Source organism: Streptomyces sp. Xyl84 (assembly GCF_059731885.1).
In genome coordinates this window covers 928,338-952,388 of the sequence record NZ_AP029183.1, presented here as the reverse complement: position 1 = coordinate 952,388, position 24,051 = coordinate 928,338, and the positions used below count along the sequence as shown (strand labels likewise).

22 protein-coding genes are annotated in these 24,051 nt (G+C 73.3%); 9 read left to right on the top strand and 13 right to left on the bottom strand.

Translation table 11 applies throughout. From position 1 onward, the window contains the following. Positions 1–168: 168 nt before the first annotated feature. From AC6I72_RS35820 to cydC, 4 genes are all read left to right on the top strand, one after another. Entirely contained in the window at positions 169–1,461 is a 1,293-nt protein-coding gene (locus AC6I72_RS35820; RefSeq protein ID WP_498005757.1) for a cytochrome ubiquinol oxidase subunit I, read from the top strand. A 290-nt stretch (positions 1,462–1,751) separates the two neighbouring features. Then, positions 1,752–2,774, top strand: a complete 1,023-nt coding sequence (locus tag AC6I72_RS35815; RefSeq protein ID WP_498005755.1) for a cytochrome d ubiquinol oxidase subunit II — start codon at positions 1,752–1,754, stop codon at positions 2,772–2,774. A gap of 16 nt (positions 2,775–2,790) precedes the next feature. Beyond that, on the top strand, positions 2,791–4,500 hold the full coding sequence (gene cydD, locus AC6I72_RS35810) for a thiol reductant ABC exporter subunit CydD (protein WP_498005753.1): 1,710 nt from the start codon (positions 2,791–2,793) through the stop codon (positions 4,498–4,500). Next, entirely contained in the window at positions 4,497–6,248 is a 1,752-nt protein-coding gene (cydC, locus tag AC6I72_RS35805; RefSeq protein ID WP_498005751.1) for a thiol reductant ABC exporter subunit CydC, read from the top strand. The genes cydD and cydC overlap by 4 nt, the downstream gene beginning before the upstream one ends. A gap of 279 nt (positions 6,249–6,527) precedes the next feature. On the opposite strand, the gene AC6I72_RS35800 is transcribed toward cydC, so the two are convergent. The 6 genes from AC6I72_RS35800 to AC6I72_RS35775 all read right to left on the bottom strand — a co-directional run bounded on the left by AC6I72_RS35800 (position 6,528) and on the right by AC6I72_RS35775 (position 12,827). After that, entirely contained in the window at positions 6,528–7,496 is a 969-nt protein-coding gene (locus AC6I72_RS35800; protein ID WP_498005749.1) for an LLM class flavin-dependent oxidoreductase, read from the bottom strand. Between the two features lie 228 nt (positions 7,497–7,724). After that, positions 7,725–8,093 (bottom strand): antibiotic biosynthesis monooxygenase family protein, encoded by a 369-nt coding sequence (locus AC6I72_RS35795; protein ID WP_498005748.1) that lies wholly within the window; start codon positions 8,091–8,093, stop codon positions 7,725–7,727. Between the two features lie 40 nt (positions 8,094–8,133). Then, complete coding sequence (locus AC6I72_RS35790) at positions 8,134–9,630, bottom strand: FAD-binding oxidoreductase (protein WP_498005746.1); 1,497 nt, start codon at positions 9,628–9,630, stop codon at positions 8,134–8,136. Next, a complete protein-coding gene (locus AC6I72_RS35785) occupies positions 9,627–10,814 on the bottom strand; it encodes an FAD-dependent monooxygenase (RefSeq protein ID WP_498005744.1) in 1,188 nt (395 codons plus the stop codon). The genes AC6I72_RS35790 and AC6I72_RS35785 overlap by 4 nt, the downstream gene beginning before the upstream one ends. Positions 10,815–10,991: 177 nt before the next feature. Further along, positions 10,992–11,318, bottom strand: coding sequence for a TcmI family type II polyketide cyclase (locus AC6I72_RS35780; protein ID WP_498005742.1), 327 nt, complete (start codon positions 11,316–11,318; stop codon positions 10,992–10,994). Between the two features lie 24 nt (positions 11,319–11,342). Further along, positions 11,343–12,827 (bottom strand): FAD-dependent monooxygenase, encoded by a 1,485-nt coding sequence (locus AC6I72_RS35775; protein WP_498005741.1) that lies wholly within the window; start codon positions 12,825–12,827, stop codon positions 11,343–11,345. 524 nt (positions 12,828–13,351) lie between these two features. Between AC6I72_RS35775 and AC6I72_RS35770 the strand changes: the two genes are divergently transcribed. The 4 genes from AC6I72_RS35770 to AC6I72_RS35755 all read left to right on the top strand — a co-directional run bounded on the left by AC6I72_RS35770 (position 13,352) and on the right by AC6I72_RS35755 (position 16,023). Further along, positions 13,352–14,563, top strand: a complete 1,212-nt coding sequence (locus tag AC6I72_RS35770) for a cytochrome P450 (protein WP_498005740.1) — start codon at positions 13,352–13,354, stop codon at positions 14,561–14,563. A 40-nt stretch (positions 14,564–14,603) separates the two neighbouring features. Continuing rightward, complete coding sequence (locus tag AC6I72_RS35765; protein ID WP_498005738.1) at positions 14,604–14,807, top strand: ferredoxin; 204 nt, start codon at positions 14,604–14,606, stop codon at positions 14,805–14,807. A 270-nt stretch (positions 14,808–15,077) separates the two neighbouring features. Beyond that, positions 15,078–15,428, top strand: coding sequence for an antibiotic biosynthesis monooxygenase family protein (locus tag AC6I72_RS35760; protein ID WP_498005736.1), 351 nt, complete (start codon positions 15,078–15,080; stop codon positions 15,426–15,428). A 145-nt stretch (positions 15,429–15,573) separates the two neighbouring features. Beyond that, the gene (locus AC6I72_RS35755) at positions 15,574–16,023 is read left to right on the top strand and encodes a nuclear transport factor 2 family protein (RefSeq protein WP_498005734.1); all 450 of its coding nucleotides are present in this window, start codon (positions 15,574–15,576) and stop codon (positions 16,021–16,023) included. Between the two features lie 119 nt (positions 16,024–16,142). Here AC6I72_RS35755 and AC6I72_RS35750 read toward each other — a convergent pair whose 3' ends face one another. From AC6I72_RS35750 to AC6I72_RS35730, 5 genes are all read right to left on the bottom strand, one after another. Next, entirely contained in the window at positions 16,143–17,420 is a 1,278-nt protein-coding gene (locus AC6I72_RS35750) for a ketosynthase chain-length factor (protein ID WP_498005733.1), read from the bottom strand. Then, positions 17,417–18,697 carry a beta-ketoacyl-[acyl-carrier-protein] synthase family protein gene (locus AC6I72_RS35745; protein ID WP_498005731.1) on the bottom strand — a complete coding sequence of 427 codons (1,281 nt, stop codon included), beginning with the start codon at positions 18,695–18,697 and terminating at the stop codon, positions 17,417–17,419. Before AC6I72_RS35745 ends, AC6I72_RS35750 begins: the two co-directional genes overlap by 4 nt. A gap of 291 nt (positions 18,698–18,988) precedes the next feature. Beyond that, positions 18,989–19,924, bottom strand: a complete 936-nt coding sequence (locus AC6I72_RS35740; protein ID WP_498005729.1) for an aromatase/cyclase — start codon at positions 19,922–19,924, stop codon at positions 18,989–18,991. A gap of 27 nt (positions 19,925–19,951) precedes the next feature. Further along, positions 19,952–20,746: a 3-oxoacyl-ACP reductase FabG gene (gene fabG, locus AC6I72_RS35735; protein ID WP_498005727.1), complete on the bottom strand. Its 795-nt coding sequence runs from the start codon at positions 20,744–20,746 to the stop codon at positions 19,952–19,954. A 21-nt stretch (positions 20,747–20,767) separates the two neighbouring features. Further along, positions 20,768–21,046, bottom strand: coding sequence for a phosphopantetheine-binding protein (locus AC6I72_RS35730; RefSeq protein ID WP_366727611.1), 279 nt, complete (start codon positions 21,044–21,046; stop codon positions 20,768–20,770). Positions 21,047–21,326: 280 nt separating this feature from the next. Between AC6I72_RS35730 and AC6I72_RS35725 the strand changes: the two genes are divergently transcribed. Continuing rightward, positions 21,327–21,956: an NADH oxidase gene (locus AC6I72_RS35725; protein WP_366727612.1), complete on the top strand. Its 630-nt coding sequence runs from the start codon at positions 21,327–21,329 to the stop codon at positions 21,954–21,956. A 39-nt stretch (positions 21,957–21,995) separates the two neighbouring features. On the opposite strand, the gene AC6I72_RS35720 is transcribed toward AC6I72_RS35725, so the two are convergent. After that, positions 21,996–22,604, bottom strand: coding sequence for a response regulator transcription factor (locus AC6I72_RS35720; protein WP_037859029.1), 609 nt, complete (start codon positions 22,602–22,604; stop codon positions 21,996–21,998). Positions 22,605–22,709: 105 nt separating this feature from the next. Beyond that, positions 22,710–23,852 carry a sensor histidine kinase gene (locus AC6I72_RS35715; protein WP_498005724.1) on the bottom strand — a complete coding sequence of 381 codons (1,143 nt, stop codon included), beginning with the start codon at positions 23,850–23,852 and terminating at the stop codon, positions 22,710–22,712. Positions 23,853–24,051 lie beyond the last annotated feature (199 nt).

Sequence of the window (24,051 nt, the reverse complement as noted above, 5' to 3'; positions counted from 1 at the left end):
CCAGGGGACGGACGTGCCCGAAGTCGCCGACGCCCGTGAAAGGGATGCTCATGCCGGTCTCCCGTATCCCTGCCGATGACCGAACATCCGGCGTCGCTCGGACATCGAGCACGGACGCCACCGACGCGGCGCCGGCGGCCGAACCGATCTCTTTGGGGTGACTAGGACATGGGAACCGTCGGACTGGCACGCACCCAGTTCGCCTTGACCGTGGGGGTGCACTACCTGCTCGTCGCACTGACCCTCGGACTCGTGGTCATGGTGGCGGTCTGCCACACCCGCTGGGTCCGCACGGGCGACCCGGCGCTGCGGCAGGCCACGAAGTACTGGGGCACGCTCTACGTCATCAACTACGCGGTCGGCATCGGCGCGGGCATCGCCATGGAGTACCAGCTCAGCGCCAACTGGTCGGGCCTGGAGAACATGGGCGCCGGAGTGTTCGGCGCGCCGCTCGCCGTGGAGACCGTCGTCGCGTTCTTCGTGGAGTCGACCTTCCTCGCGCTGTGGATCTTCGGCTGGCAACGGCTGCCCGCGAAGGCGCATCTGGCCTGCATCTGGATCGTCGCCGCGGCCGCGTACCTCTCCGTCGTCTGGGCCCTGCTGGCCAACGGGTTCATGAACAACCCGGTCGCGTACGAGATGCGCGACGGCACCCTCCAGCTGACCGACCCGCTCGCCCTGCTCACCAACCCCAACGCGTGGATCGCCATCCTGCACGTCATCGGCGGAGCCCTCGCGGTCGGCGGGTTCTTCATGCTCGGTGTCTCGGTGCTGCTGCGCAGGCGCGGCCGGGCCGACGACACGTTCGTACGGCACTCGATGCGCATGGGCGCCCACGCCGGCTTCTGGGGCGCCCTGCTGGTCGGTCTCAGCGGTGCGGTGCAGATCGAGCGGATCGGCGAGCAGCAGCCCATCAAGCAGGCGCTGCTGGACGGCGACAGTGAGCGGATCACCGCGTTCCAGCGGGAGCTGACGGAGCGTTTCGGGGATGGCGGGCTGCCGCCGGCGCCACTGGTGCAGTACAGCGCCTACGCGATGATGGCCGTCGGGTTCGTGCTCCTGATCGTCTCCGTGTGGACCCTGATCGCACTGCGCGGCGACCGGATGCTCACGTCGAAGCCGCTGCACCGAGTGCTGCGGGTCGCCATGGTGATGCCCTTCGTGGCGAACATCGCCGGCTGGCTGGTACGCGAGATCGGCCGGCAGCCGTTCGTCATCGACGACATCCTCACCACCCGGCACGCCCTGACCCCCTCGCTCACCACGGCCCAACTGACCGTCTCCCTGGTGGTGCTGGGGGCGATCGTCACGACCCTGCTGATCCTCGACTGGTGGCTGCTCGGCAAAGCGGCGATGCGCGGACCCGCGCAGGCCGACCTGTGGGCACAGGAGTCCGTCTCAGGTGAACACCCGGACCCCGGCGGCACACTCGACGACGAGCGCGACAGCGTCCTCCTGTAGGGCCTGTCCGGCGGATCGGCTCGCACCGTCGTGGCCCGCGCCTCTCCCTACCGGAGGGCGGGGGCCGGTGCGTGCGGCTGCGAGGCGGAGGAGGGCGTCCACGCGAACGTGGACAGCCGGCGACGACGCGGCACAGGTGCGTACCCCCGGTCGCATCAGCCGCTCCGCACCGGGCCGCGACCGCGACAAGATCCGCCGGACAGGCCCCGGAGCCTGCCCGTCACGGCGCCCGCCTCCTCCTCCCGGCTCGTCCCGCCCCGCACCTCACGCTGCAAAGGAGCACACCGGCCATGAGTTACCCGACCTTGTGGACCATCGGGTTCATCGCCTTGTTCACCGGCTACCTGACGCTCGCCGGCACCAATTACGGAGTGGGCTCGACCCTGCTGTTCACGGCCCGTGACGACCGCGAACGCCGGCAGGTGCTCGGCGGCCTCGGCCCGTTCCTGCTCGTCAACGAGTCCTGGCTGCTGGTGTCCCTCGGCGTCCTGGTGGGCACCATGCCGGGCCTGGAGACCCAACTCCTGGTCGGGGCCGCGCCGTTCGCCCTGATCGCCATGGCCGGCGCACTGGTCCTGATCAGCGCCGTGATGCTCCGCAGCCGGCACCCCGGGGCCACCGTGCGCAGGCGGTGGGACGGCGTGATCTGCGCGGCCGGCACCGCGGCGGCGTTCGGCTGGGGAGCGTTCCTGGTCGCCGTCGCCGGATCGCTCGACCTCGACGGCGGCGGCCATGTGGTGGGCAGCGGCGCGGCGTTCACCCCGTACGCCCTGCTGGGCGGGGTCAGTGCCGTCGCGCTGCTCGGCGCGCACGGCTGCGCCTTCACCGCCGCCCGCACCACCGGGGCGGTCGCCGCCCGCGCCGGCGTCCTCGCCCGCCGGCTGTGCGGCGCCGGCTGCCTGCTCGTCGCCCTGACCGCCCTCGCGTCCTGGGCCGGCGGGCACACCGACGGGAGCGCGCTGCGCCGGCCCGCCCTGGCGCTGCTGCTGCTCGCGCTCGCCGTGCTCGCCCTGCTGCCGGCCGTCCGCGCGCTGTCCGCCGGCCGGCCCTGGCGGGCGTACGCGGCCACGACCGTCGCGGTGGGGCTCGCGCCGGTCGCCGTGTTCGCGGCCAAGTACCCGTACCTGGCGACCCCCGCACGGTCCGGAGTGCGGGCCGTCGCGGCCCAGGACCTCGCCGCGGACAGCACCGCACTGGCCCTGATCACCTGGACCGCGGGCCCGGTCCTGGTGCTGGTGATCGCCGTACAACTGCGGATGTGGTGGCTGCTGCGCGCACCCGCGGAGCGGTCCACGGCCCCCGCCTTCCACTGACGCCCCCGGGGGACGCATGAAGCACGGACCGCTCGACCCCGAACTGGTGCGGATCCACCCGCGCGTGAAGGTGTTCCTCCTGGTGTGCACCGCCGGTGCGGCGCTCGGCGGCGCGCTGGTCGTCGCCCAGGCGCTGCTCCTCGCCCGGGTGCTCGCCGCCCTCTTCGACGACGGCTCCCGCGAGGCCTTCGCCACGGTGCCGCTGCCCCTGGCCGCCGGGGCCGTCGCGGCCCGGTGCGGACTCGCCTGGTGGGAACGCTGGTATCCGGCGCGGGAGGCGACGCGGGTGCAGCAGGCGTTGCGCGAGGAGCTGGTCGAGGCCGCGGGCCGGGGCCGGATCCGGGGCGCGGGGCCGCGGCCCGCCGCCGTGGTGGCCGTGCTGACGCGCGGCGCGGACGCGCTGGAGGGCTACGTCTCGGGCGCCGTGGCCGTGCTGCCGCACGCCGTCGTGGTGCCGCCCGCCGTCGTGTGCACGCTGCTGTACCTCGACCTGCCCTCCGGGCTCACCGTGCTGGTCACGCTCCCCTTCGTCCCGCTGGTGCTGGCCGTCGTCGGACTGCACACCAAGGCGCGTACCGAGCGGCACTGGAACGTGCTCCTGCGCCTGGGCGAGCGCTTCCGCCAGGCGGTCGGCGGACTCACCACCCTGCGGGTGTTCGGGCGGCAGGACGACGCGGCCCGGCGCATCCGCGCGGCCGGCACCGAGCTGCGGGTGGTCACGATGGCCACCCTGCGCCAGGCGTTCCTGTCGTCCTTCGTCCTCGAGACCATGACCACCCTGGCCGTCGCCCTGATCGCGGTGCCGGTCGGATTCCGGCTGCTCGCCGGGGACATGTCGCTCACCGCGGGCCTCGCCGTCCTGCTGCTCACACCGGAGGCGTACCGTCCGCTGCGCTCCCTGGCGCTGCGCTTCCACGCGAGCCAGGAGGGCCGGGCCGTACTCGAACAGGCCCGCCGGATCACGGCGGCCGCCCCTGAGCCGGCGCGGCCCGCCGCGTCGGGGCCGCACCCGGTGCCCGTGCCCAGCCCGGCCCGCGCGCCTGTCGTCCTGGACCGGCTGACGGTCGGGTTCCCGGGCGGCCCCGCCGCCCTGACCGGGGTGTCGCTGACGCTCGAACCCGGCCGCTGCCACGCGCTGACCGGACCCAGCGGCGCGGGCAAGAGCACCCTGCTGCGCACCCTCGCCGGCCAGCTCGCACCGCTCGGCGGTGAGATCCGCGTCGGGTCCCACGCGCTGCCGCACGTCCCCGGCGCCGCGTGGACCGACGTGCTCGGGGTGGTGCCGCAGCGGCCGCACCTGTTCGCCATGTCCCTCGCGGACAACGTCCGCCTCGGCCGCCCCGACGCCGGCCCCGACGAGGTGTGGCAGGCGCTCGCCGCGGCGGGGGCCGCCGACTTCGTGGCGGCACTGCCCGACGGCCCGGCGACCCCGCTCGGCGACGGCGGCGCGCTGCTCAGCGCCGGTGAACGGCAGCGGATCGCGCTGGCCCGCGCCCTGCTGCGCAAGCCGGCGCTGCTGCTGCTCGACGAGCCCACCGCCCGGCTGGACGGCGAGACGGAGCAGCGGGTGCTCGGCGCCCTGCGCGCCCTCGCCGGGAACGAGCGCACCACGGTGCTGGTGGTCACCCACCGCCCCCGGGTCATGGAACTCGCGGACACGGTCTTCCACGCCGCTCACGGCTCGGTCGACGTACAGCCGCGCCTGCTGGAAGGACAGCCGACATGATGAGGGGTTCGGCCCCCGCACTGCTGCGGACCCGCCTGGTCCTCGCGGCCCTCGCCACGGCACTGTGCGAGGCGTCGGCGGTGGCCCTGACCGGCACCGCCGCCTGGCTGATCTGCCGGGCCTCCGAGCAGCCCCCGCTCGCCGCCCTGTCGGTGGCGGTCGTGGCGGTCCGCGCCCTGGCGATCGTCCGCGGCACGCTGCGCTACGGCGAGCGGCTGGCCGGACACGACGCGGCGCTGCGGATCATGGAGCGGGTGCGCGGCCGGTTCTTCGACGCCCTGGAACCGCTGGCCCCCGCCGGGCAGCCCGCGTTCCGCCGCGGTGACCTGCTCACCCGGCTGCTCGCGGACGTGGAGGCGGTGCAGGACCTGGTGGTCCGGGTGGTGCTGCCCGGCCTCGCGGCGCTCACGGTCGGCGCCGGTGTCACCGCCTGGGCCTGGCTGCAACTGCCCGCGGCGGGAGCCGCGCTGGGCTGCGGCCTGCTGGCCGGCTCGGTGCTGCTGCCGGTGGCGGCGGCCGCCGCCCTGGACCGGGCGCGGGTACGCCTGGTGCGGGCCCGCGGCCTGCTGGCGGTGCGCAGCGTGGACATCATCGAGGGGGCCGAGGACCTCGCGGTCTGCGGCGCGTCGGCCGCCGCCACCGGGCGCGAGCGCGCCGCCGCGCGGACCGTCGCCCGGCTGGAACGCTCCGTGGCGCTGCGCGGAGCCACCGCCGGCGCCGCGGGGCTCCTGGTCCGGCTGGCGACGACCGGCGCGGTGGCGGTGCTCGCCGCGAGGGCCCAGGACGCCGGGCGGCTCGGCCCGGTCACCGTCGCCGTCCTCACCCTGACCGCGCTCGCCGCCGTGGAGACGAGCGCTCCCGTGCAGGCCGCGGCGGAGCGGTTCGGTGAACTCGGCCATGGGCTGCGGCGGTTGCGGGAAGTCCTGCGCGCCCGCCCGCCCGTCCCCGAACCCGCGCACCCGCATCCGGTGCCCGCGGGCCCCCTCACGCTGGAGTTCGACGATGTCACCGTGGTGCCCCCGGGAGCTTCCCGGGCGGCCCTGAGCGGATTCGGCCTGTCCCTGGCCCCGGGCCGCAAGGTCGCCCTGGTCGGGCCGAGCGGCGCGGGCAAGAGCACCGTACTGGCCGCCGCGCTGGGATTCGTCCGCCCCGGGGCGGGACAGGTGACGCTGAACGGTGTGCCGGTGGAGCGGGCGGGGGGCCGGCAGCTGCGGCCCCGTCTGGTGTGCGGACTCACCCAGGAGCACTACGTCTTCGCCGGCACGGTCCGCTCCGTGCTCAGGACCGGCCGGCCGGACGCCGAGGATGCCGAACTGTGGTCCGCCCTCGAACAGGCCGGTGCCGCCGACTGGATCCGTGCCCTGCCGGGCGGCCTGGACACCGGAGTACGGGACGACGCGGCCGACCTGTCGGGCGGCCAGCGCCAGCGGCTGGCACTCGCCGCGGCCCTGCTCGCCGATCCCCGCGTCCTCGTCCTGGACGAGCCCACCGAGTCCGTCGATCCCCTGACGGCCGACGCCCTGCTCCGTGACACCCTGGCCGCGGCGGGCGACCGGTCCCTCCTCCTGGTCAGCCACCGCCTGCGCGGCCTGGAGCCGGCCGACGAGATCGTGGTGCTGCGCGCGGGGCACGTCGTCCAGCGCGGCAGCCACACCGAGCTCCTCGCTCAGGAGGGCTACTACCGCGACCAGTACACCGCCGAACGCGAGGCCGAGCAGCACACGGCTCCCGCGCTCACCGTGCGGTGAGCGCGGGCGGACGCCGTCCATGCGGCGGGCGCGGGCGGGCGGTACCTGCGGCGGGCGCTCGGGCAGGGCGGCCCGCCGCCGCGAGCCGCAGGAGGATCCGGCACCACGGAAGCCCCGGGAAGGCCCGGCACGCCCTGGACGAGATCACGGACTGCCCCGGCAAGGCCCGGGACGTCCCGGACGAGATCGTGTGTGCCCCGGCAACGCCCGGCACGCCCTGGACGAGATCATGGCGATCGTCGTCACCGTGCGGCCGGACGGCGGGTGCCGGGGCGGCCGTCACCGGCCCAGCAGCGGCGGCAGCTCCTCGCTGACCAGCTCGATGTTCCGGGCGGTCAGGTCGTCCGGCATGCCGGCGATGCTCGCCCAGAAGATCAGGTGCTCCACCGGCAGTCCCTCGACCGTCTCCTTGATCTCGGCGGCGGCTTCCCCGGGAGTGAGGATCTTCAACGCGCCCCACGGGGCGTTGGAGGTCCGGTTGCGGAACTCGTCGGGGTGGATGATCGGCGGCCGGGGCTTGTCGGTGCCCTCCACCGACGACTGCCGGTAGCTGTTCATCTGGTGGGCGAGACAGGGCGCGACGCGCGCCCACGCCTCCTCCGGGTCGTCGGCGAGGATGATCGGCAGCAGGCCGGAGAGCCGGGCGGTCGCCGGGTCGTGGCCGCCCTCGACCAGGCCCTCGCGGTAGTGCGGGAACAGCTCGCGGGAGATGTGCAGCAGCCCGATGCCGAGCCGGCCGGCCATCCGCGCGCCCCGGGGCCCGTAGAAGCCGCCCCACAGCGGAACGGGTTCCTGGACCGGGCCCGGGGTGATGCCGCCCTCCTCCCAGAGCCTGCGGACCTCGCGGATGTTCTCCTCGGTCCGCCGGAACCGCCGCGTGAAGTCCGCGCCCATCAGGTCGTACTCGGGAACCCGGTAGCCGGCGCCCATGCCCAGTTCGAGGCGTCCGCCGCTCACGAGGTCGACGATCGCCGCCTCCTCCGCGAGCTGGGCGGGCCTGCGCAGCGCGGGCAGCACCACCGAGGTGCCGATCCGGGCCCGGCGGGTGCGGGCCGCGGCGGCGGCGGCGAAGGTCAGCGGCTGCGGCAGATAACCGTCCTCGAAGAGGTGGTGCTCGGTGAACCACAGCCCGCCCACGCCCCGCCGGTCCGCCTCCTCGCAGAATTCCAGGTTCTGCGCGTAGTGGTCGGCCCAGGGGCGCTTCCAGCCCTCCGGGTTCCGGAGGTCGAAGAGAAGTCCGACATCCATGGTGAAGTCCCCATTCAGTAAGTGAGTTCGGCGAGCCGGAGCGGCTTTCGGTGTACGGCGTCGCCACCGCGGCGGGGAGACGTGACGTTCCTCCCCTCGGGGGCCGGGAACGTTTTTCCCGCCCCGGGTGGGCGCCGCGCCGGACGGTGCGGACCGGCGTCGGAAAGCGAGTACGGCACCTCCGCGGGAGGTGCCGGAATCGCTGGGACATGTGCTGTGAGATCCGGGTCAGGCCTCGCAGAGGCCCTCGACGGCGATCTTCTCGAAGATGTGCGCGTACGACACGATGTCGTCGGGGACCTGCGCGGACATGGCCTGGAACTGCGGGTTGCCGAGCGCCTTGGCGAGGGCCTCGGTCGACTCCCAGACCGCGACGTTCATGAACTGCCGGCTGCCCGCCGTGCCCTGGTGCATCTGCAGGGAGACGAATCCCGGCTGCGCCTTCATGAACTCGGCCTGCTTCTTCCAGTGGGCCAGGAAGGACTCGGACCTGTCCTTCGGGACGATGAAGGTGTTGGCCAGGACGATCGGCCCGGTCTTCTCCCTGAACTGCGCGAACAGCGGCGTGGTCGGGTCCAGGTTCTCCAGCTTGGCCATTTCTGTCTCTTTCTCTCGGTATCGATTCACTGCCGCCCCTTCAGGCCGCGCCTATGCCCTGCGCGAAGCCGAAGAGGCCGTTCGGGTCGTAGCTGTTCTTGGTCTTCACCAGTCGCGGATAGTTCTCGGCGTAATAGGAGGTCTTCCAGTCCGCCAGGTCCGGGTCGATGAAGTTCTGGTAGGCCTCGCCCGACGAGAGCGGGTCGACGGCCGCGAAGCCCGCGTCGACCCAGGCCTTCGCGGCGGCCCGCAGCTCGTCGGTGACCGGCCCCTGCGCCATGAAGCCCTGGAAGTTGACGGAGAAGCGGCTGTCGCGGTGCACGAAGGCCGTCGCGGTGCGGTCCAGGTCCCGGACGGCGCCGTCGACCGGCAGCACCTGGAGGCCGTGCGTCTGGCCGCCGGACACCCGCTGGTCGTCGAAGAGCGCCAGGACGCGGGCCCAGCCGTCGCGCGGCACGTCCTCACGGACCAGGCGGCTGCGCTCCAGCGCGAAAGCGGTCCGGGGAAGCCGCCCGCGCGGGAAGACGTCCGACCGGTGGCACTCCTCGGTGGTCCTGCCCGCGCATCCGAAGATCCCCGTCATCAGGTCGCGGTAGGACAGCACCGACGTCTGCCGCGCGGCCGGCGCGCCGGTCAGGGAGCCCAACCGGGCCAGCTCAGCGTCGAGTTCGGCCGGGCTCCCGGTGGAGACCACGATGACCGACGGGACCGGGACGTTGCCCGGCGCGGCGTCGGCGAGGGTGACCACCGCCGCCGAGCCGATCGTGCGGGGGCACTCGGCCAGCCACCGGGAGTAGCCGTCGAGCATGTCGAGCGCCTGGTCGTAGCCGTAGCCGAGGCGCGCCGTCGCCACCTGCGACAGGACCGACGGCGTCAGCGTGTAGGACGTGACGATGCCGAAGTTGCCGCCTCCGCCGCCGCGCAGCGCCCAGAACAGGTCCGGGTGCTCCCGCGCGGAGGCCGTCACGGCCTCGCCGCTCGCCAGCACCACCGTCGCCGAGGTCAGGGCGTCGCAGGCCATGCCGAGCGTCCGGGAGAGGAACCCCAGCCCGCCGCCCTGGACGAACCCGCCGGCGGCGACGGTCGGGCACGCGCCGCCGGTGAGGGCCAGACCCGAGTCGGCCAGCGTGTTCAGCACGTCGACGTTCTGCGCGCCCGGGCCCAGCGTCACCGAACCCCCGCCGACCCGCACCGAGTCCAGCCGGGACACGTCCACCACCAGGCCGGTGCCGGTGGAGTACCCCGCAGCGCTGTGGCCGCCGCTGCGCACCGCCGGAGCCAGTCCGTTCTGCTGTGCGAAGGCCAGGCACAGCGCCGCGTCCCGCGCGTCCGCGCAGTACGCGACGGCCTGCGGGGCGATGGTGTCGAACTGCATCAGGTCCAGCTGCCTGGCGGTCGCGTACCGGGCGTCGGAGGGGAGCACCAGGTCACCGGTGAGGTGCCTGTCCAGCCGGCTCCAGGCGACGGAGCCCGAACCCAGGACACGGATGGCGGGGACCGCCGCGGCCGTCCCGAGCAGCGCCCGACGGGAGATCACGACGAGACCTCCTGCCCGCGCTTCGGTGTCCCGGCCGGCCCGGGCGGGCGCCCGGTGCCGGCGTCCAGACCGCCGAGCCGGGCGGCCAGCAGGTCGCGCACCGCCCGGTGGCCGAGGAGTTCGCCGAACAAGGAGCGCACCGGCTCGATCTCCGGGCCGCCGAGCATGATGAGGGCCTGGGCGTCGATGACCGCCATGGCACGGCGGCCGGCCCGGTGCCGCTCGTCGTGGTACGAGTCCAGCAGCCCGGCCGGCGCGGTGCCCGCGACCTCGGCGGCGAGCTTCCAGCCCAGGTCGAAGGCGTCCTGCAGGCCGAGGTTGACGGCCTGGCCGCCGACCGGAAGGTGGCGGTGGGCGGCGTCCCCGGCCAGCAGCACCCGACCCCGGCGGTAGTGCGCGGCCTGGCGGCTGACATCGCCGAAGGCGTTCACCCACACCGGGGTGCCGCCGCTGATGTCCTCCCCGGTCACCCGCGCCCACGCCTCGGCGACCTCGTCGAAGCCGGGTGCGGCGGTACGCACCGCGGGCGTGCGCCCGTACTCGTGCACCATGACCCGGGTCAGTCCCTCCCGCGTCGCGGCGACCGCGAAGCCGCGGGGCAGCCGCTGGAAGCGGCGGTCGGGAATGTCCACCCCGCGGACGTCGCAGCGCAGCAGCTCGCGGCGGGCGTCCCGGCCGGGGAACTCGAAGCCCGCCAGGGCCGCGACCGTGCTCTCCTCGCCGTCACAGCCCACCACGTACCCGGCGGTCAGCCGCACGTGCCGTCCGGAACCGCCGGTGACGGCGTCGACGCTCACGCCGTCCGCGGCCGGACGCAGCGCGCGGACCTCGTGCTCACGCCTGATGTCCGCGCCGAGCCGGCGCGCCCGGTCGCCGAGCAGCGCCTCGATGCGCGCCTGCGGCACCTTCCACTGGCCCGCGAACGGGGAGGGCTGGCCGTCCAGGTCGAGGGGCAGACCGCCGAAGTGCCCCCGGGGTTCACGGGGCACGGTGCCGAGCGGCGCCAGCAGGCCCCGCTCGTCCAGGAGTTCCATGGTGCGGGCGTCCAGGGTGGTGGCCCTGGACTCCGTCGTCGGCGCCGCCAGCCGCTCCAGCACCGTCACCTCGGCCCCGCCCACGCGCAGTTCACCGGCGAGCGCCAGCCCGACGGGCCCGGCACCGACGACGATGACCCGGTCGTCCACGTCAGCACCGGCCTTCGGCGTGGTCCCCGGCGCGCCCCGGGGCGGCGCCCGCCGGGAACGGCCCCAGGCACTCGGGCGCCGGGCCGCCGCCGGCCGTCGCCGCCGGGGACCGGGACGCGCCCGCACCGGGGAGGCCGAGTCCGCGGCTCGCGGGGCGGCCGTCGCCCGGCAGCTCGTTCACCGGGCGTCCCAGTGGTAGAAGCGCTGTGCCATCGCGTCGGCGGGCGAGCGCCAGGTGGCCGGGTCGTAGGCCTCGATGAACGGCTTCAGGTCGGCGCTGACGTTCACGAAGAGCGGGTGGTTCCTGGCCTCCTCGATGGCCGCGCCGCCGCCGTCGGAGTCGAAGTCCTGGAGGTGGAAGTAGAGGCCGCGGTAGCTGAACAGCTGACGGCGTCGGGTGCCCATCAGCCCCGGCATCTCCGTGGTGTCGAACTCCCCGAAGATGCGGGAGACCTCGGCCTGCGACGACGGGTCCATCCGGGCGACGATCAAGGTGCTGTGCATCGATCTCTCCTCATTCGAAGGCGATTACTGACGGGAGGCCGCCACCCGGCTCGTCCCGAACCAGCGGTCCAGCGCGTCGGACAGCGGCCCGCAACCGGGGTCCGCCCAGGCGACATGGCCGTCGGGGCGCAGCAGCACGGCGGACGCCCCGGTGAGCAGACAGCCCTGCGGGAGGTGGTGCGGGGCCGCCGTCACCACGTCGACCCGGTCGGCCCAGGGCTCGGCGGCCCGGCGCAGCTCCGGGTCGTCCGCCAGGTCCAGCAGCACGCCGCGGCCGGTGCGCAGGCCCGCGATGGTGGTCGTCGGCCCGTCGGGCCCGCGCAGCTCCCGCTTGGGGACGCGGGCGCCGAGCAGCGGATGGGTGCCGGGGCCGACGTCGTAGCGGATGTCGAGACCGCTGACCATCCCGGCCAGATGGCGGCGGACCTCGTCCAGCTCCATCAGGTCCGCGACCACCTCGCGCAGCGGCTCGACCTCCGAGCCGGACAGGAAGAGCACGCCCTGGGCCAGCGTGTTGACCAGCAGCCGGGCGCCGACGGGATGGCGTTCGGCGTGGTAGGAGTCGAGCAGCGCCGGCGGCGCCGACCCGCGCACCACCGCGGCGAGCTTCCAGCCGAGGTTGACGGCGTCCTGCACACCGACGCTCAGCCCCTGGCCGCCCACCGGGAGATGGGTGTGGGCGGCGTCGCCGGCCAGCAGCACCGAACCCCGCCGGTACTCGGTGACCTGGCGCGTCGCATCGCCGAAGGAGCTGATCCAGTGCGCGGTGCCGCCGCGCATGTCCTCCCCCGTCAGCCGCTCCCAGGCGTCCGCCACCTCGGCGAACTCCGGGGGCCGGGTGCGCCGCCGGGGCGGGACGCCGTGCTCGACGACGATGATGCGGTCGACGCCGTCGCCGAGCGGGGTGGCCATCACCATGCCGGCCGGCAGCCGTTCACCGATCGGACGCGGCCTGAGCGCGCACCCGCCGATGTCGGCGACGAACATCTCGCGGGTTGACGGGGTCCCCGGGAACTCGAACCCGGCGGCAGCGCGCACGAAGCTGTGGCCGCCGTCGCAGCCGACCAGGTAGCGGCAGCGCAGCAGGCGCGGCCCGCCCGGCGTCTCGACCTCGACCCGCACGCTGTCGCCGTCGTCGTGCAGGCCGACCACGGTCCAGCCGCGCCGGACGTCGGCGCCCAGCTCCGCCGCCCACTCCCCGAGCACCCGCTCGGTGGTGGCCTGCGGGATGCTCCGCGCCCCGAAGTGGGCGTCCATCAGGACGCTGTAGTCCAGCGGCAGCCCGCCGAAGTGCCCCGAGGCGCTGATCCCCAGGTCGCCGAAGCGGGACAGCAGTCCGCGCTGGTCGAACAGTTCCACCGCGCGGGCGGTGAAGCCCAGGCTCCGCGACTCCTGCGACGGCTTCTCCAGCCGGTCCAGTACGAGGGCCTCGACGCCGCCGAGGCGCAGTTCCGCGGCCAGCACGAGCCCCGCGGGGCCCGCGCCGACGATGATCACCGGAGCGTCCATGGGGCCTCCTTGGCAGGCGGGAACCGCGGCAGGAAGCCGCGGAGAGAAAAGGGCGGTGACCGGGCGGACGATGCGCGCGGCCGGGAAATGACCGAAGGGCCGGGGCGCTTATGAGAGGAATTCGAAGAAATCTGGCTCGGCAGCCCCGCTGCGCATTACCGTGCCACCGCGTCTGTCGCGATGTCAACTGCCCATTTACCGTTCGGCAGTTCTCTACCGCGCCTCTATTTCGCCTCCAGTGCGCCGCTACCGTCACCGGGCATCCTGGGGATCCTGACCATGGAATGCGCGCATCTCTATTTCTTTCATTCCTCGGCCGCCGCTGTTTCGAATGCACGAGGACACGTCGAGGGATCTTTGAGTGACCGTGTGTCATTCGATAAGACCCGAGCAGATGCGGATCCGGCGCTCGGCTCCGCCCTCCTCGACGTCCACCGGTGACCCCCTCTGCTTCCGTGACCGCCGCAGGAGCCGGGGCAGCAGGCCGCGACGAAGAACCCCGTCATCACCACCGAGGAGGCCCGGTGACCCGTCCCATCACCTTCCCGCAGGACCGCTCCTGCCCGTACGAACCGCCCGCCGGCTACCGGTCCTTGCAGCAGGAGGGCCCGCTGACCCGCGTCACGCTCTACGACGGCAGCACCGCGTGGGCGGTGACCGGCCACGCCGAGGCCCGCAGGCTGCTCGGCGACCCGCGGCTGTCGGCCGACCGGCGCAAGGCCGGCTTCCCCATGACGAGCCATGTGCTGACGGCGCTGCGCCACCTGCCCCCCTTGCTGTTCAACGCGGACGAACCGGAGCACGGCCGGCAGCGCCGGATGCTGATCCCCGGCTTCGGCGTGCCGCGCATCAGGGCGCTGCGGCCCCGGATCCAGCGGATCGTCGACGAGCTGCTGGACACGATGGTCGAGCAGGGGCCGCCCGCCGAACTGGTCTCGGCGCTCGCGCTGCCCGTGCCGTCGATGGCGATCAGTCTGCTGCTCGGGGTGCCGTACGAGGACCACACGTCCTTCGAGGAGCTGTCGCGGCTGGTCATGCGCGGGTCCGGGCCGGAAGAGTCCGCGGCCGCGCGGGGCAAGATGCTGGGCTACCTGGAGGGGCTCCTCCTCGACAAGGAGCGGCGCCGGCGGCAGGGGCTGGAGGACGGCCCGCACTCCGGGCTGCTGGACGAACTAGTCCGGGACCGGCTGCTCACCGGCCAGACGGACCGCGAGGAGATCGCCAGGCTGGCGTTCAACCTGCTGGTGGCCGGGCACGAGACCACCACCAACATGATCTCGCTCGGGACGCTGCTGCTCCTGGAGCGTCCGGACCGGCTGGCCGCGCTGCGCGCCGATCCCGGGCTGCTGCCGCAGACCGTCGACGAACTGATGCGGCACCTGTCGGTCGTGGACGAGCTGTTGCGGGTGGCCACCGAGGACATCCCCTGCGGCGCCCAGGTGATCCGGGCGGGCGAGGGCGTGGTCTTCAACACCTCGATGATCAACCGGGACGCGGACCACTTCCCGGAACCGGACGAGCTGCGCCTGGACCGCGGCGGGCAGCACCATCTGGCGTTCGGATTCGGGGTCCACCAGTGCCTGGGGCAGAACCTGGCGCGGCTGGAACTGGAGGTGGCACTCGGCACCCTGTTCCGGCGGCTGCCCGGGCTGCGCTCGGCCGTCACCGTGGACGAGCTGCCGGTCAAGCCGGGGGACACCATCCAGGGGCTGATCGAGTTCCCGGTCGAGTGGTGACGGATCCGGCGCAGGGCAACGGTGAGGAGGGACGACGGAGATGGCGATGATCGAGGTCGATCGCGAGGTGTGCATCGGCGCGGGGCTCTGCGCCTGGAACGCCCCGGAGGTCTTCGAACAGGACGAGGAGGGGCTGAGCCGGGTCCGGGCCGGCGCCGGATCCGGGGAGGGACCGGACGAGCGCGCTCTGGAGGAGGCCCGGTCGGCCTGCCCGGCCCAGGCCATCCGCCTCACGGGGGAGTGACCCGGCGGCGGCCGTGGCGAGCGGTGCCGGTCCGTTTGTGACGGCCGCCGTGGCGAGCGGTTCCGATCCGCTTCTTGTGATGCGGTGACACGGGGGCTCGGTCCGACCGAGCCGGGAGGACAGGGGCCCGGTGTCATCCCCAGGTCTGACATGCCGTCACGTACTGCGACCGGAGTCGCCCGTCGGAACAGGAGCTGCGGCTGACTTCAGGGCCCGCTCGCGCCGGGACGATGGAATGGTTCCGGAGAGAAGCGAGAGGGAGTACCGAAGATGGCGAAGCTGGAGACCCTGGACCCGATGACGCCGATGTTCGCGCAGTTCAAGGAGAGGACGGGGCCCGTCGTCCTGGCCAACACCTTCTTCGTTCCCGAGGAGAGGGCCGAGGAGTTCCTTCCTCTCTTCCGAAGGCAGGCGGAGTTCATGAAGGCCCAGCCGGGATTCGTCTCGCTGCAGATGCACCGGGGAACCGCGGGCAGCCGGCTCATGATGAACGTCGCGGTCTGGGAGTCCACCGAGGCGCTCGCCACGGCGTTCGGCAGCCCGGAGTTCCAGCGCATGGCGGCCGAGTTCCCCGACCACATCGTGTCCTACCCGCACATCTTCGAGCAGATCGAGGTGTGACACCGCCCCTGGCAAGACGTGGGGGACCCTGAGCGCCCGGGTGGTCGATCGGTTGTCGAGGAGCGCACGAGGGACCGCCTGGAGGGTGGGGAGCGGACCCGGGCCCCGGGCCCGGACCGACGCCACAGAGCGATGAGGAGTCCCGATGAGCGTGCAGGAGATCCCCCCGCGAGCACAGCAGCCCTCGACGGAGCTGTACCAGCAGGTCCAGCAGTTCTACGTGCGGCAGATGCAACTGCTGGACAGCGGCGAGGTGGACGCGTGGATGCTCACCTTCACCGAGGACGGCGTCTTCGCGGCGAACGGGCAGCCCGAGCCCACCGTCGGCCGCGAGGCGATCGGGGCGGCCGCCCGCAAGGCGAGTGACCACTTCGCCGCGCAGGGCATCCAGCGCCGCCACTGGCTGGGCATGGTGTCGGTCACCGGACAGGAGGGGACGACGGTGACCGCACGCTCCTACGTCCTGCTCATCGAGACCCCGCGCGGCGGTCAGGCGACGATCCTGTGCAGCGCCACCTGCGAGGACGTCCTGGAGATCGGCCCCGAGGGGCCGGCCGTGCGGCGGCGCCACGTCAGCCGCGACGACCTGGTGTGACGGCACGGGACACCACCTGGCACCCCGGGACACGAAGAGACCGGGCATGCCGGAGGGCCTCCGCGGGCGACGCCCGCGGAGGCCCTCCGGCATGTACCGGGGCCGCGCCCCGGCGCCCCTCACGGAGCCGTCACCACGGTGGCCGCGTTGAAGCCGCCCTGCCCCCGGGCCAGCACCAGCGCGGTGCGCAGCGGCAAGGGGCGGGGGGCGCCCACGACGAGGTCCAGGGCGAGGTGCCCGGGCAGGCCGTCGCCGGTGATGTGCGCCGCGGGCGGGACCACCCCGTCGCGCAGCGCCAGCAGGGCGGCGGCCAGATCCAGCGAACCGCCGCCCGCGGCGAGCCGGCCCGTCATGGTCTTGGGCACGGAGACGGGCACGCCGCGCGGCCCGAACAGCGCGCAGATCGCCTCGGCCTCCGCCCGGTCCAGTTCCGGCACCCCGGCGGCGTCCGCGAACACCACGTCCACCGCGTCCGCGGTCAGGCCCGCGTCGGCGAGCGCGCCTTCCGCGGCCCGCCGCAGGCCCGGTTCGCCCCCGCTGCCGGGCCGCGGGTCGAAGGTGGCCGCGTACCCCGCGAGCGCACCGTAGGGCCGGGCGCCGCGGTCCCGGGCGGTGGCCGCGTCCTCCAGCACGAGGATCGCTCCGCCCTCACCGGCCACCTGGCCGCAGGCGGCCGCGTCGAAGGGCAGGAACGCGCGGGCCGGGTCGCAGACGGTGCTCATGTGGCCGCCGGCGAGCAGCGCGGCCCAGCCCCAGGGGCAGATCGCCCCGTCCACCCCGCCCGTGACGATGCGCCGGCTGCCCTTGCGCAGTTGCCGGCGGGCCTGGGCGACCGCGTCGAGCCCCCCGGCCTGTTCGCTGACGATGACCCCGCTGGGGCCGCGCAGGCCGTGCCTGATGGATATCTGGCCGGTGTTGACGGCGTAGAACCAGGCGAAGGACTGGTAGGCGCTGACGTGGCGGCTGCCCTTGCCCCACAGTGCCTCCAGCTCCCGCTGGCCGAACTCGAAGCCGCCCGCCGACGCGGCGGTCACCACCCCGGACGCGAACTCCGGCTCGCTCTGCGGGTCGAGACCGCTGTCGGCGATCGCCTCGTCCGCGGCGGTGAGCGCGAGCCGTGTCATGTGGTCGGTCTGCGGCAGCAGCCGGCCGGGGATGTGCTCGGCCGCGTCGAAGCCGGGGACCTCCCCGGCGAGCTGTGCCGGATACCCGCGGGCGTCGAACCGGGACACCGGCCTGATGCCGCTCTCCCCGGCCAGGGTGGCCTGCCACCAGCGGTCGCGGCCGAGGCCGTTGGGCGCGGCGACGCCCATCCCGGTGAACACCGGGTGGGCGGGGGCCGCGGAGGGCCGCGGGGCGGCCGTCCCGCTCGCCCGGGTGCTCGTCGGCGTGCTCATCGGACACTGCCTTTCCGTGTGCCGTCGGGCCGGGTCAGCACCATCGCGCTCTGGAAGCCGCCGAAGCCGCTCCCCACGGTGAGGACCCGTTCGGTGTTCTGTTCGCGTGCCGTCAGCGGCGTGTAGTCCAGGTCGCACTCGGGGTCGGGTTCGTGCAGGTTGGCCGTGGGCGGGATCACGCCGTGCTCGATGGCGAGGGTGCTCGCGGCGATCTCCAGCGAGCCGATGGCCCCCAGCGAGTGGCCGATCATCGACTTGATGGAGCTGACCGGGGTCGCGTAGGCGTGCGCGCCCAGGCTCTTCTTGAACGCGGCGGTCTCGTGGCGGTCGTTCTGCTTGGTTCCCGAGCCGTGCGCGTTGACGTAGTCGATGGCCGTCGGATCGAGGCGGGCCTGGTCCAGGGCGACCCGGATGGCCTCCGCCATCTCCTTGCCGTCCGGCCGCAGGCCCGTCATGTGGTAGGCGTTGCAGCGCGAGGCGAAGCCGGAGATCTCGGCGTACAGATGGGCGTCGCGAGCCCTGGCCCGGCCCAGTTCCTCCAGGACGAACACCGCGGCACCCTCGCCGAGCACGAAGCCGTTGCGGGAGGCGTCGAAGGGGCGCGAGGCGTGCCCGGGGTCGTCGTTGCGCGGCGACGTCGCCTTGATGGCGTCGAAGCAGGCCACGGTGATGGGGGAGATGGGGGCCTCGGTGGCTCCGGCCACCATGATGTCGGCCGAGCCCTCACGGATCAGCTCGGCGGCGTGCCCGACGGAGTCCAGACCCGAGGTGCAGCCGGTGGAGACCACGGCGGCCGGGCCCTGGGCGCCCACGGCCCAGGCCACCTCCGAGGCGAACGAACTCGGCACGAAGTGACCGAAGAGGTGCCTGCTCGTGTACTGGTGGTCGACCAGCCACTTGCGGCCGCCGTCGCTGACCACGTTGTACTCGGTGTCCAGCGACGTCGTTGCCCCCACCGCGCTGCCGACGGTGACGCCGACGCGGTGCGGGTCGAGCCCCGCGAAGTCCAGGCCGCTGTCGGCCATGGCCTCCCGGGCGCACACGACCGCGAACTGCGCCGCACGGTCCATCCGGCTCGTCTCCTGGGGCGACAGACCGGACTGCTCGGGGTCGAAGTCGGCTTCCGCGGCGATCCGCGAGCGGAACTGGGACGTGTCGAATCGGGTGATCGACCGGGTGGCGGTGCGGCCGGACGTCAGCAGTGACCAGAATTCCTTCAGCCCGATGCCGCCCGGCGCGATCACCCCGATCCCGGTGATGACTACGCGTCGTTCCATGTGACTCCTCCGTTGTGCCGGGATGGGCGTGCGGGCGCGGAGTCCTGGGTGTGCCCCGGCGGATCCCGCAAGCAACTCGACGGTGCACTGGGTGACTCAAACCGTGCTGGAGGGCCGACCCAGCCGGGGCTCGCGCCGCCGGCCCGGGCTCGCGCCGCCCCCGGGACGAGGGCGGCGCCGCGGCCTTCCCGGCGCGCCGGGCGGGAGGGCGGGGCGGCCGGAGCCGTGTCCGCCGCGGCGCACGGCGACGGCCCGCGCCGCCTGCGGGCGGGCGGGCCGGGGGCGCGGCCGTCAGCGCCTGGCCTCCGCGTAGGCCTTGGCGTGGCCCAGCGTGGCGAGGCTGTTGGTGCTGAGCGCCTCGTGCACGTAGGAGCGTGCGCCGGCGACGGTGGCGTCGGGGCCGAGGACCCGCTCGATGTTGGCCGTGTTGAGGGTCACGGTGTGCTGCGAGGCGGCCCGCACCCCGTCCGGCGTCTCGGTGAACGTCCAGATGCCGGTGTGCAGGGTCATCAGCGCCGGCAGGGTGACCTGCTTGTAGGCGATCCTGTCCGGCGGGAAGGTCACCCGGTACGACTTGGTGGTGTGCGTCGAGCCGTCCTTGGCCCTGGTGTCCATCTCCAGGGTCTGCAGGCCCGGTGTGTCCTCCTCGAGCCGGACGCTCGCCACGTGCGGCAGCCGCTCGCTCCACAGGTGCGCCTCGTTCACGAAGTCGTAGACGTCCTTGGCGGCGCCCTGGACGAGTACGGAGTCCTCGAAGGAGAACGTCACGTCCTCCGTCGAGAAGGCCAGTTCGACGTTCTCCTTGAGCGCGGCCAGTTCGGAGCGGGAGTTGCGGTCGACCGCCTCGTCGATCCAGCGCAGGCCGTCCGGGTCGTCGTCGACCGCCCGGTAGTCGTGCAGCAGCCGGACGAGGGACCGGGTCGGGGACAGCGCCTCGATGACCCAGGTGCCGCCCATGGCGGCGACCGGAGGCGCGCTGACCTCCTGGCGGAAGGTGATGCGGCGGGCCGCGGGGTCCAGGGTGCGGTGCGAGGTCCAGTTCTTCGCCTCGCCGTTGGCGGTGGCCCAGATCCGGATCCGCTCCTCGCCCTCGCCGCGTTCGACGTGGTCGACGTGGATGGTGGGCGGGAAGATCCGGGGCCAGTTCTCCACCTCGGCGAGCAGCCGGTAGACCACATCGGCCGGCGCCGAGACCGTGATCTCGTGCGCCACTTCACGGATGGTCATCGTCGTCTCTCCTGTCGGGGGTGCGGGTCAGAAGTTGCCGAGGCCGCCGCAGACGTTGAGGGCCTGCGCGGTGATGGAGGCGGCGGTGTCGGAGGCGAGGTAGCCGACGAGGCCCGCGACCTCCTCGGGGGTGGAGTAGCGGCCGAGCGGGATCTTCGCCTGGAACTTCTCCAGGATCTTGTCCTCGGTGGTGTCGTACGCCGCCGCGTACCCGGCCCGCACCCGCTGGGCCATCGGGGTCTCGACATACCCGGGGCAGACCGCGTTCACGGTGATGCCGGTCGGCGCCAGCTCGTTGCCGAGCGCCTTGGTGAAACCGACCACGCCGTGCTTGGAGGCGGAGTACGGGGCGCCGAGCACCACACCCTGCTTGCCCGCCGTGGACGCGATGTTGATGATCCGGCCGCGCGGCCTGGCCCGCATGCCGCCGGTGTTCAGCACCTCACGGGTCATCCGGAAGACGCTGTTCAGATTGGTGTCGATCACGTCGTCCCAGAGCTCGTCGGTCAGGTCGGCGGTGACCCCGCCGCCGGACCGGCCGGCGTTGTTGACCAGGACGTCCACGGTGCCGAACCGGTCGACGGCCGCCCGCACGAACGCGCTCACGCTGTCCGCGGACCGCACGTCGAGCGTCGAGCCGTCCACGTCCAGGCCCTCCTGCTGGAGTTCCTTGGCCGTCGCGGCCACGTTCCCGGCGTCGCGCGCACCGATGTACACCCGGTGCCCCTGGGCCGCCAGCAGCCGCGCGACGGCGAGTCCGATGCCGCTCGTCGCGCCGGTGACCAGCGCGGTCCGGCTCTCCTGTGTCGTGTGCTGTGTCATGCTCGCCTCCTGGGGCGTCCGTCAGCGGGTGGCGGCCACGGTCTGCTCGCCGAGGTACCGGTTCACGGCCTCGACCAGCAGGCGCGGGGTGAGCGCGTCGGCCAGAGTGTGGTCGGCGAGCGCGACGCCGTACTCGCGCTCGATGCGGCCGCAGGTCTCCAGGAGCGCCAGCGACTCGTAGCCGAGCAGCTGGAATTCGGTGTCCGCGAAGTCGCCGTCGGCGACGCCCTCCTCCTCGGTGCCTGCCGCGGCGTACAGGATGCGTTTGAGGTCGTCCTCGGTGAACTGGAGCCCTGACATGGTTCCCCCTCCTGGCGGGTGGGCCGGCACGGTCCGTGACGGGCGCCACGGTTGCCGGACGCCGACCATTGGGCCAGAGCGGCCTCAAGAAGGACTGGATCGCGCCGCCGGAGCACCTGGCGGGCGGGGGCGGTGAGCGACCCGTGATTTCCTCATGCCTTCGGTGTGATCTGTTCGCTGCCCAGGGCGCCGTGCGCGGTTCCATACTCAAGGACGCGAGCGGGCCGGTGGGCGGAGCCGCACCTCCGCCGGTCCCGCCGCTCCGAGGAGGTGGTTGACCGTGACTCCCCACGCGGAAGACGCCCCCCTGCGCATCCACCACCTGTGGTCCCTGCGCGAGGACACGGTGGTCGGCTGGGACGAGGAAGGGCGGGCGCTGGTGCTCAGCGGCCCGCAGGGCACCGAGCGGGTCGAGGACCCGGGGCCCGCCGTGGCCGAGGCGCTGCGCCGGATGGAACTCGGTCCCGTACTGCTCGCCAACCTGCCGCCGCCGGAGGGCCGCACGACGCCCGGGCACGAGACGTTCACGGTGGTCCTGTCGGTGCTCCGCGGGATCTCCCCCATGGTGATCAGGACACTGTCCCTGGACGATCTGAGGGGGCCGGTGCTCTCCGTGGTACCGGTGGGCCGCAGCGCCCGCTTCGCCACCGTCCGGCTGCCGGCGTGGCGCCGGGTGCGGCTGCGGCCCACCGCGACGATCACCGTGCGGGGCAACACCTTCCTGGTGCAGTGCCACACCCTGGGGCACCGGGTGGAGATCCACCGCCCGGAGGCGATGTGGGTGGTGTCGCTGCTGGCCTGGCCCATGACGCCGGAGGCGATGGTCGAGGTGCTTCCGCTGCCCGCCGAGCTGACCCTGGAGATCCTCGGCTATCTGGCCGGGGCCGGGCTGACGGTGGCCGCGGCCTGACCTGCCCGCCGCGCGACGCGCGGCGGGCAGGCGGGCGGGTCAGAGCAGCCAGCCCGACTCGCGGGCGATGCGGATCGCGTCGACGCGGTTACGCGCGTTGAGCTTGGTCACGGTGGTGGTGAGGTAGTTGCGCACCGTGCCCACCGAGAGCCGCAGGTGTGCGGCGATCTCCTGCGGTTCCGTGCCCTGCGCGGCCAGTTGCAGCACCTCGGTCTCGCGGGTGGTCAGCGGGCTCTCCGCGCCGCCCCAGGCGGCCAGGGCCAGTTGCGGGTCGACCACCCGCTGGCCGGCGGCGACGCGGCGCACGGCGTGGGCGAGTTCGCTGGGCGGGGCGTCCTTGAGGAGGAAGCCCGCCACGTGTGCGGACATCGCCCGGCGCAGGGTGCCGGGGCGGCCCAGACTGGTGAGGATCAGGGCCCGGCACTCCGGGAGACGCTCGTGCAGCAGCTCGGCCGCGCTCAGGCCGTCGAGGCCCGGCAGGTCGATGTCGATGATGGCCACGTCCGGCCGGTGTTCGCGCGCCGCGCTCAGGATCTCGTCGCCGCGTTCCAGCTCGGAGACCACCGTCAGGTCTTCCTCCAGATCGAGCAGAGCCACCAGCGCGCCGCGGACCATGTGCATGTCCTCGGCCAGCAGGATCCGTATCATCGTCGCTTTTCCCCGTTCCCCCGCCGACTGCGTACGCTGGATGCTACTCAAGCGTATAGCCGCCGTCGTTTTTCCGTCAGTACGCAAAGATCACGCCAAGACTCCTCACGCGATGTTGTCGGCCCTGCCGTACGTCGCCTTCTCGGCCGCGCCCCGGCCCGGACACATGTCGCCCGAGCGCGCCGCCTGGAGCGGTGCCTCGGCGGTGATCCGGAAGGTGTCCGCGCCCGAACCGTCGTGCAGGCGCCGCACGATCAGCCGCCCTCCGATGCCCTCCAGCCGCTGCTGGAGGTTGCCCAGGCCGCTGCCGCTGTGCGGCGAGGAGGGGGCCTGGTGACCGGTCACCAGACCGTCGTTGACGATCGTGAGACGGACGAGACCGTCCTCGACCCGCGCGGAGATCCGGCAGTACGAGGCCTTGGAGTGCCGCAGCAGGTTGGTGACGCCCTCCCGCAGCACCGTGGCCAGCACGGTGGACGTGGCCGGTCCCAGCCGCCCGATGGCCTCATGGGTGTCGACCGTGACCGAGACCCTGGCGGCGGCCAGCACCGACTCGGCGGAGGTGAGTTCGGAGTTGAGGTACATCTCCCGGTAGTCGCGGGCGACCCGGCGCACGTCGGCCAGCGCCTGCCGGGAGATGCCGAGCACCTCGTCGACCTCCTTGCGGGCCCTGAGCGGGTCGGCCGGGATGAGGCGGTGGATCAGCTCGTTCTTGAGGGTGATCGCGGAGAGGCTGTACCCGAGCAGGTCGTGCAGGTCCCGGGAGAACCGCAGCTGCTCGTTGCTGACGGCGAGCCGGGCGAGGTCGGTGCGGGCCCGGTGCAACTGGTCCACCAGGGCGGTCAGCCGGCTCAGCCCGTACACCACGAGACCGGTGAGCGCGGTGGTCTGGCACATGTACACGATGTCGACGACCGCGAGGTGGTGCAGGCACCCGGGCACGAGCAGGCTGAGCGTCGTCAGCCCGTACAGCGTCCAGCCCGACCTGGCAGGCAGGAGCAGCAGCACGGATCCGGCGAAGAACCCCGCCATCGCGCCCCAGGGCACCCCGAACCAGATCAGCGGCAGATAGGAGAGGACACCCTGCGCGGCCAGGGTGAGGAACTTGCTGCGCGGCCGTGCCGCGGAGGCGCCGGGAGCCGAGTGCACGAGCTGGAGCAGGAACACCAGGATCAGGCAGGCGACGGCGAGGGCCAGATTGTAGGGACCGAGCGGCTGGGACAGGATGTTGAGGAAGGTGATGCCCAAATAGCATGCGAGCGCGGCCAGCAGAATGCCGCGGGCGGTTCTTGTGAACGTCTGGCCGGAATGTGCTGCGTGTCCGTTCGGGTCCTTACCGTTCATCGCTCGTCCGAGCCCCCCGCCCGTCTCTCCATCCCGGTTCAGATGGAACCGGCGTCATTCTAGGCAGAGTACGGTCAACGGCTGGCGAATTTTCTACCCGGAT

Bases quoted from the DNA above. Each gene is read 5' to 3' on its own strand.
- AC6I72_RS35820 (WP_498005757.1), top strand. From the start codon at position 169: ATGGGAACCGTCGGACTGGCACGCACCCAGTTCGCCTTGACCGTGGGG.
- AC6I72_RS35815 (WP_498005755.1), top strand. From the start codon at position 1,752: ATGAGTTACCCGACCTTGTGGACCATCGGGTTCATCGCCTTGTTCACC.
- cydD (WP_498005753.1), top strand. From the start codon at position 2,791: ATGAAGCACGGACCGCTCGACCCCGAACTGGTGCGGATCCACCCGCGC.
- cydC (WP_498005751.1), top strand. From the start codon at position 4,497: ATGATGAGGGGTTCGGCCCCCGCACTGCTGCGGACCCGCCTGGTCCTC.
- AC6I72_RS35800 (WP_498005749.1), bottom strand. From the start codon at position 7,496: ATGGATGTCGGACTTCTCTTCGACCTCCGGAACCCGGAGGGCTGGAAG.
- AC6I72_RS35795 (WP_498005748.1), bottom strand. From the start codon at position 8,093: ATGGCCAAGCTGGAGAACCTGGACCCGACCACGCCGCTGTTCGCGCAG.
- AC6I72_RS35780 (WP_498005742.1), bottom strand. From the start codon at position 11,318: ATGCACAGCACCTTGATCGTCGCCCGGATGGACCCGTCGTCGCAGGCC.
- AC6I72_RS35775 (WP_498005741.1), bottom strand. From the start codon at position 12,827: ATGGACGCTCCGGTGATCATCGTCGGCGCGGGCCCCGCGGGGCTCGTG.
- AC6I72_RS35765 (WP_498005738.1), top strand. From the start codon at position 14,604: ATGGCGATGATCGAGGTCGATCGCGAGGTGTGCATCGGCGCGGGGCTC.
- AC6I72_RS35760 (WP_498005736.1), top strand. From the start codon at position 15,078: ATGGCGAAGCTGGAGACCCTGGACCCGATGACGCCGATGTTCGCGCAG.
- AC6I72_RS35755 (WP_498005734.1), top strand. From the start codon at position 15,574: ATGAGCGTGCAGGAGATCCCCCCGCGAGCACAGCAGCCCTCGACGGAG.
- AC6I72_RS35750 (WP_498005733.1), bottom strand. From the start codon at position 17,420: ATGAGCACGCCGACGAGCACCCGGGCGAGCGGGACGGCCGCCCCGCGG.
- AC6I72_RS35745 (WP_498005731.1), bottom strand. From the start codon at position 18,697: ATGGAACGACGCGTAGTCATCACCGGGATCGGGGTGATCGCGCCGGGC.
- AC6I72_RS35740 (WP_498005729.1), bottom strand. From the start codon at position 19,924: ATGACCATCCGTGAAGTGGCGCACGAGATCACGGTCTCGGCGCCGGCC.
- fabG (WP_498005727.1), bottom strand. From the start codon at position 20,746: ATGACACAGCACACGACACAGGAGAGCCGGACCGCGCTGGTCACCGGC.
- AC6I72_RS35730 (WP_366727611.1), bottom strand. From the start codon at position 21,046: ATGTCAGGGCTCCAGTTCACCGAGGACGACCTCAAACGCATCCTGTAC.
- AC6I72_RS35720 (WP_037859029.1), bottom strand. From the start codon at position 22,604: ATGATACGGATCCTGCTGGCCGAGGACATGCACATGGTCCGCGGCGCG.